The organism is Pseudomonas sp. SDO524_S393 (assembly GCF_054071875.1).
In genome coordinates, this window is record NZ_JBSVVZ010000007.1 from 128595 (window position 1) to 136053 (window position 7459).

5 protein-coding genes are annotated in these 7459 nt (G+C 61.6%); all 5 read left to right on the forward strand.

What is annotated here, in order from left to right; genetic code table 11:
* Nucleotides 1-24 precede the first annotated feature (24 nt).
* The 5 genes from treP (at nucleotide 25) to ACW9IB_RS05590 (ending at nucleotide 7377) form a co-directional block, all read left to right on the forward strand.
* A complete protein-coding gene (gene treP / locus ACW9IB_RS05570) occupies nucleotides 25-1467 on the forward strand; it encodes a PTS system trehalose-specific EIIBC component (protein WP_457412672.1) in 1443 nt (480 codons plus the stop codon).
* Nucleotides 1468-1588: 121 nt separating this feature from the next.
* Complete coding sequence (gene treC, locus ACW9IB_RS05575) at nucleotides 1589-3235, forward strand: alpha,alpha-phosphotrehalase (protein WP_457412674.1); 1647 nt, start codon at nucleotides 1589-1591, stop codon at nucleotides 3233-3235.
* 69 nt (nucleotides 3236-3304) lie between these two features.
* Nucleotides 3305-4525, forward strand: a complete 1221-nt coding sequence (locus tag ACW9IB_RS05580) for a carbohydrate porin (protein WP_457368953.1) — start codon at nucleotides 3305-3307, stop codon at nucleotides 4523-4525.
* A gap of 42 nt (nucleotides 4526-4567) precedes the next feature.
* Complete coding sequence (ptsP, locus tag ACW9IB_RS05585) at nucleotides 4568-7084, forward strand: phosphoenolpyruvate--protein phosphotransferase (RefSeq protein WP_457412676.1); 2517 nt, start codon at nucleotides 4568-4570, stop codon at nucleotides 7082-7084.
* Between the two features lie 2 nt (nucleotides 7085-7086).
* Entirely contained in the window at nucleotides 7087-7377 is a 291-nt protein-coding gene (locus tag ACW9IB_RS05590) for a PTS transporter subunit EIIB (RefSeq protein WP_457412678.1), read from the forward strand.
* The last annotated feature ends 82 nt before the right edge of the window (nucleotides 7378-7459 follow it).

A 7459-nucleotide genomic window follows, 5' to 3' on the forward strand; every position in this document is an offset into this window, starting at 1 on the left:
AAAAAATCAAAGTGGAAACCAAGCATGAGCCACGACTATCCGAATATTGCCCGTGAGATTCTCGAGAACCTCGGGGGCCGCGACAACCTTGAGCAAGCTGCCCACTGTGTGACCCGCCTGCGCCTGGCGCTCAAGGACCCGAGCAAGGTCAACAGCAGCGCGTTGAACCAGGTCGACCTGGTCAAGGGTTCGTTCTTCACCGGTGGCCTGTTCCAGGTGGTGATCGGCCCCGGCGAAGTGGAAAAGGTCTACGCCGCCCTGCGCGAAGTGACTGGCCTTGCGGTCTCGACCATCGCCGACGTCAAGCAGAAGGGTGCCGACAAGACCAACGCCATGCAGCGTCTGGTACGGGTGTTCTCCGACGTGTTCATGCCGATCCTGCCCGCGCTGATCATCGCCGGCCTGTTGATGGGCGTGAACAACCTGATGGGCGCCAAGGGCATGTTCATCGAGGGCAAGACGCTGCTGGAGGCGTACCCGAACCTGGATGGCGTGTGGAGCCTGATCAACCTGATGGCCAACACCTCGTTCGTGTTCCTGCCGGCCCTGGTGGGTTGGTCGGCGGCCAAGCGTTTCGGTGGCAGTGAAATCCTCGGCATCGTGCTCGGCCTGATGCTGGTGCACCCGGACCTGCTCAACGCCTGGAACTACGGCAAGGCCGTGGCCGGTCTCGACGGTCAGAGCCTGCCGTACTTCGATATTTTCGGCTGGTTCAAGATCGAGAAAGTGGGTTACCAGGGGCAGATCCTGCCGATCCTGATGGCCGCTTTTGTGATGAGCGTGATCGAGAAATGGCTGCGGGCGCGGGTGCCCAATGCGATTCAACTGCTGGTGGTGCCGATCACCACCATCGTCGTGACTGGCGTGCTGGCCCTGGCGGTCATCGGCCCGGTCACTCGTCATCTCGGCATTCTGATCACCGAAGGCGTGGTCACCCTGTTCGACCTGGCGCCCATGCTCGGCGGCGCGATTTTCGGCTTGCTGTACGCACCGTTGGTGATCACCGGCATGCACCACATGTTCCTCGCCGTGGACCTGCAACTGATCTCCACCCAGGGCGGCACCTTCATCTGGCCGATGATCGTCATGTCCAACCTGGCCCAGGGCAGCGCCGCGCTCGCGGTGTTCTACACCACCCGCAATGCGCGGGACAAAAGCATGGCTTCCACCTCCGCTATTTCCGCTTATTTCGGCATCACTGAGCCGGCGATGTTCGGCGTGAACCTGCGCTTCAAGTTCCCGTTCTATGCCGCCCTGGTGGGCTCGGCGCTGGGCAGCATTTTCCTGTCGCTGAACAAGGTGCAGGCGACTGCCATCGGCGTGGGCGGGTTGCCCGGATTCATCTCGATCGTGCCGCACTCCATCTCGATGTTCGTGATCGGCATGGTCATCGCGATGGTGGTGCCGTTCATGCTGACCTACGCGTTGAGCATGAAGATCGTGCGCCCCGGTTATCGCGTCGCCTGATCCATTGCCATCGCTGGCAAGCCGGCTCCCACCTTGATCTGTGAACACATTCAAATGTGGGAGGGGGCTTGCCCCCGATGAGGCCCTCACAGCCAGCACCCAATCAATTGAAGGAACCCCCATGCAAGACTGGCAACACTCGGTGATCTACCAGATCTACCCCAAAAGCTTCCACAGCCACGCGGGTAACGCCACCGGTGACCTGCTGGGCATCGTGGACAAACTCGACTACCTCCAATGGCTGGGTGTCGACTGTCTGTGGATCACCCCGTTCCTGCGTTCCCCGCAGCGGGACAATGGCTACGATATCAGCGATTACTACGCCATCGACCCCAGCTACGGGACCATGGCCGACTGCGAGTTGCTGATCAGCGAAGCGGGCAAACGCGGCATCAAGTTGATGCTCGATATCGTGGTCAATCACACTTCCATCGAACACGCATGGTTCCAGCAGGCGCGCAGCAGCCTCGACAACCCGTACCGCGACTTCTACATCTGGCGCGACCAGCCGAACAACTGGGAATCCAAGTTCGGCGGTTCGGCCTGGGAATACGAGGCGCAAACCGGCCAGTACTTCCTGCACCTGTTCGACCACACCCAGGCCGACCTCAATTGGGACAACCCCAAGGTGCGCGCCGAGGTGTTCAAGCTGATGCGCTTCTGGCGCGACAAGGGCGTAGGCGGCTTCCGCCTGGACGTGATCAACCTGATCTCCAAGCCCGCCGATTTCCCCGAAGACAACACCGACGGTCGTCGCTTCTACACCGACGGTCCGAACGTGCACGAATACCTGCAGGAAATGCACCGCGAAGTGTTCGAGGGGCATGACCTGATCAACGTGGGTGAGATGTCGTCCACCAGCCTCGAACACTGCATCCGCTACTCGCGGCCGGAATCGAAAGAGCTGTCGATGACCTTCAATTTCCATCACCTGAAGGTCGATTACCCGAACCTGCAAAAGTGGGTGAAGGCGGACTTCGACTTCTTGCAGCTCAAGCAGATCTTCTCCGACTGGCAACTGGGCATGCAGGCCGGTGGCGGCTGGAATGCGCTGTTCTGGTGTAACCACGATCAGCCGCGCGTGGTCACGCGTTTTGGCGATGACGGTGAGCATCGCGTGGTCTCGGCCAAGATGCTCGCCACGGCGCTGCACTTCTTGCAGGGCACGCCGTACGTGTACCAGGGCGAAGAGCTGGGCATGACCAACCCGGGGTTCGACACGATTGAGCAGTACCGCGATGTCGAGACCCTGAACATCTTCCGCCTCAAGCTTGAGGCGGGTGAGTCCGCGGCCTCGAGCATGGCGGCGATCATGCAGAAATCCCGTGACAACGGGCGCACCCCAATGCAGTGGAATGCCGGGCCCAATGCCGGTTTCAGCAGCGGCGAACCGTGGATCGGCATCCCGGCCAATGCGGCGCAGATCAACGTCGAAAGCCAGCTGGATGACCCGGATTCAGTACTGCATCACTACCGCGCGCTGATCGCCTTGCGTCGTCATGAACCGTTGATCCAGGAAGGGGTCTATCGCGAGCTGCTGCAAGGCCATCCACAGGTCTGGGCGTATCTGCGCGAAGGCCACGGTGAGCGCCTGCTGGTGCTGAACAACTTCTATGGCACGCCCTGCGAAATCCAGTTGCCCGACACCTTGGGTGGCGTGGCGAGCGAGCAACGCCTGTTGATCAGCAACTATCCCGACTGCCCGATGCGTACGGGCACGGTGGTGTTGCGCCCATACGAATCGTTTGTGTTGCACCTCAAGGATTGAGACCCGCTGTACCCCCGTGTGGGAGCACGGGGCGCTTCAAACACCATAATAAAAATACCGGAGTGCTTCATGAAAACAACAATAAAGCTGGGCCTCGTTGCGTCTTGTCTGAGTCTGCCGTTTGGCGCCCAGGCACTGGAATTTGCCGGTTACCTGCGCAGCGGCGCGGGGACGTCCACGGGCAGTGGCCCGCAGCAGTGTTTCCAACTGCCGGGGGCACCCTCCAAATACCGTCTGGGTAACGAATGCGAACAGTATGCCGAGCTGGAACTGCGCCAGGACCTGCTCACCTTCGACGATGGTTCGGTGCTCAGCGTCGATGCCATGGCGTCGCTGTACAACAAGTACGACCGCGAGCTGAAATTCCAGGGCGAGAACAACGGCTCGGCGCGCATGCCGCAGATGTATGCGCAATGGTCCAACCTGCCCAGTCTCAATGGCGGTTCGCTGTGGGCCGGTCGGCGTTACTACAAACGTAACGACATCCATATCTCCGACTTCTACTACTGGAACCAGAGCGCCACGGGTGGCGGTATCGAGGACGTGCTGATCGGCGACCTCAAGTACAGCTACGCCATTTCCCGCAAGGACAACCTGTACCAGAAGGAATACGCGACCCGTCACGACTTCAACGTCGCAGGCTTCAAGACCAACCCCGGTGGCGAGCTGGAACTGGGCCTGAGCTACATCGACAAGGCCGGTGGTCGTGACGCCAACAGCGGCTGGGCGATCACCGCGCAGCACGTGCAAAAACCTTTCCTGGGCGGCAAGAACAAATTCGCCCTGCAGTACGGCGAAGGCCCCGGCACCGGCTTGGGGTATACCGGTGATACCAGCCTGGACAAAAGCAGCAAAAGCTACCGCGCCGTGGAGTTCTTCGACTGGCAGGTAACCCCGCGTTTCGGCGGGCAGATCGAAGCTGTGTACCAGAAAGATATTCGCCCCGGCAGCCAGGACCAGACCTGGATGTCGGTGGGTGTGCGTCCTGCCTATGCGATCAGCGAGCAATTCAAGCTGGTCACTGAACTTGGGCACGATCAAATCGACGCCACGGGCGGCACGCGCAAGCTGAGCAAATTTACCTTCGCCCCGACCTGGTCGCCCAAAGGCCCGGATTTCTGGGCGCGGCCGGAAGTGCGTTTGTACTACACCTATGCCACCTGGAACGAAGCGGCCAAGCGCGCGGCGAATGAGCTGGCGGCGGGGTCGGCGTTGTCCGACACCGGCTCCTACGGGACGGCACGGCATGGGTCGAACTTTGGTGTGCAAGTCGAGTATTGGTGGAAGTAATCCGCTCAATGTTTTTACAGAACAAAACCAACAGGTGAAGTCATGACCACAACTCAACCCCTGGAACTGCAGGCACCCCTGTCCGGTGTGCTGCTGGCGCTGGACAAGGTGCCAGACCCGGTGTTTTCCAGCCGTCTGATCGGCGACGGTCTGTGCATCGACCCTACGTCGCAGACCCTTTGCGCACCGTTGGCCGGGGTGATCAGCGATATCCAGGACAGTGGTCATGCGGTGACTGTCACCGACGACAACGGCGTCCAGATATTGATGCATATCGGCTTGGACACCGTGAACCTGGCGGGCCAGGGCTTCACCCGGTTGGTGCAGGAAGGCCAGCGGGTGGAGGCCGGGCAACCGCTGATCGAATTCGATGCCGACTACGTGGCGCTCAATGCCCGGAGTCTGCTGACCCTGATGCTGGTGGTGAGCGGCGAGCCGTTCACCTTGCTGGCGGACGGGCTCGTAGAAGCAGGCCAGCCGTTAGTGCGGTTATCCCCAGGTGAAACGCTTGAAGCACCCGAGGAAGAGGAGGGCGATGCACTGTTCTCCAAACCGTTGACCCTGCCCAATGCCAATGGCCTGCATGCGCGTCCTGCGGCGGTGTTTGCCCAGGCGGCGAAGGGCTTCAACGCCAGCATCTACCTGCACAAGCAAACCCAGAGCGCCAACGCCAAATCGTTGGTGGCGATCATGGCGCTGCAGACCGTGCAGGGCGATACGTTGCAAGTGAGCGCCGCCGGCGAGGAGGCCGAAGCGGCCATCGAGGCGCTGGTTGAGCTGTTGCTGCAAGGCAGTGGCGAGACGGTTGCGGTTGCCGCCGAGGTGGCTGAGCCGAATGTGTCGGCGACGCTGCTCAAAGGCGTGTGTGCCTCGCCCGGTTCGGCATTTGGCCAGGTTGTCCAAGTCACCGAACCTGAACTGAACATCCCTGAAACGGGTGCCGGTGAAACCGCCGAACGAGCCGCGCTGGAGCGTGGCCTGCTGGCGGCAAACGAGGCGTTGCAAGCCCTGCAAGACAAGGCTGCCGGCAGTGCCCAGGCGGAAATTTTCCGTGCCCATCAGGAACTGCTCGAAGACCCGACCCTGCTCGAACAGGCTCACGTGCTGCTGGCCGAAGGCAAGAGCGCCGCGTTCGCCTGGAACAGCGCCACGGCGGCCACGGTGAAATTGTTCCAGGGCATGGGCAATGCATTGATCGCCGAGCGTGCGGCGGACCTGGCCGATGTCGGCCAGCGTGTGCTGAAGCTGATCCTGGGCATTCAGGACAGCGCCTTGGCGTTGCCGGAGCGGGCGATCCTGATTGCCGAGCAACTGACGCCGTCGCAGACCGCCAGTCTGGATACCACCAAAGTGCTGGGGTTCGTCACTGTCGGTGGTGGTGCCACCAGCCACGTGGCGATTCTCGCCCGTGCCCTCGGCCTGCCGGCGATCTGCGGTGTGCCGGTGCAGGTGCTGGCGCTGGCCAATGGCAAGCAAGTCTTGCTCGATGCGGATAAGGGCGAGTTGCACCTGGACCCGAACCTGGCCGAAATCGAACAACTGGAAGTGACTCGGCAACAGCAAGTTCAGCGCCGCCAGCGTGACCTGGCCCGGGCGACCCTGGCTGCCGTGACCCGCGATGGGCATCACGTGGAAGTCACCGCCAACGTCGCGTCGTTGCAGGAAGTGGAGCAATCCCTGACGTTGGGCGGCGAAGGTGTGGGCCTGCTGCGTTCGGAGTTTCTGTACCTGGATCGCAACCGCGCGCCGAGCCCGGATGAGCAAGCCGCGACCTATACCGCCATCGCCCGTGCTCTGGGCACCGAGCGAAATCTGGTGGTGCGCACCCTGGATGTGGGCGGTGACAAGCCCCTGGCCTACGTGCCGATGGACGCCGAAACCAACCCATTCCTCGGCTTGCGCGGCATTCGTTTGTGCCTGGAGCGCCCGGAACTGCTGCGCGAACAGTTCCGCGCCATTCTGGCCAGCGCCGGTTTTGCGCGGCTGCATATCATGCTGCCGATGGTCAGCCTGGTCTCGGAGTTGCATCTGGCCCGCAAGATCCTTGAAGAGGAAGCACAGGCACTCGGGCTCACCGAATTGCCGAAGCTGGGCATCATGATCGAGGTGCCGTCCGCCGCCTTGATGGCCGATGTGTTCGCGCCCCACGTGGACTTCTTTTCCATCGGCACCAATGACCTGACCCAATACACCCTGGCGATGGACCGCGACCATCCGCGTCTGGCCAGCCAGGCCGACAGTTTTCACCCATCTGTACTGCGCTTGATCGCCACCACCGTCAAGGCCGCGCATGCCCATGACAAGTGGGTCGGTGTGTGCGGTGCATTGGCCTCCGAAGCCTTGGCAGTGCCCGTGCTGATCGGGCTGGGCGTGGACGAGTTGTCGGTCAGCGTACCGCTGATCCCGACCATCAAGGCCACGGTTCGCGAGCTGGATCTGGCCGACTGCCAGCTCATCGCCCGTCAGGTGCTGGGCCTGGAAGAAGCCTCCCAAGTGCGTGAGGCGTTGAGCCAATACCACGCGGCCACCGTTGAAACCTCACTTGTCGTGGAGCACTGAGCATGTTCGAGAAATTGCAGCGGGCGTTCTGGAAAGCCCTGACCCCTGACTTGATTGCCGAGGCCGTCACGGCGCCGTCGGCATCGTCATCGCAGAATCTGTTGTCGGCTGACGTACTGAGTGCGTTGGGCGGCGCGGAGAATCTCAAGTCGCAGCAACGTGTGGCGCTGACGCGGGTGCGGGTGCAGTTGCAGGATGCCGGGAAGATGAACAGTGGAGCGTTGACCGCAGCCGGTGTGCCTGGCGTGATGGTGTTGTCAGACGGCGTGGTGCATTTGCTTACTGGTCTTTAAGACGACGCAGACAACCTGTGGGAGCGGGCTTGCCCGCGAAAGCGGTGGGTCAGTCAGCACATTCAGTGGCTGACACTCCGCA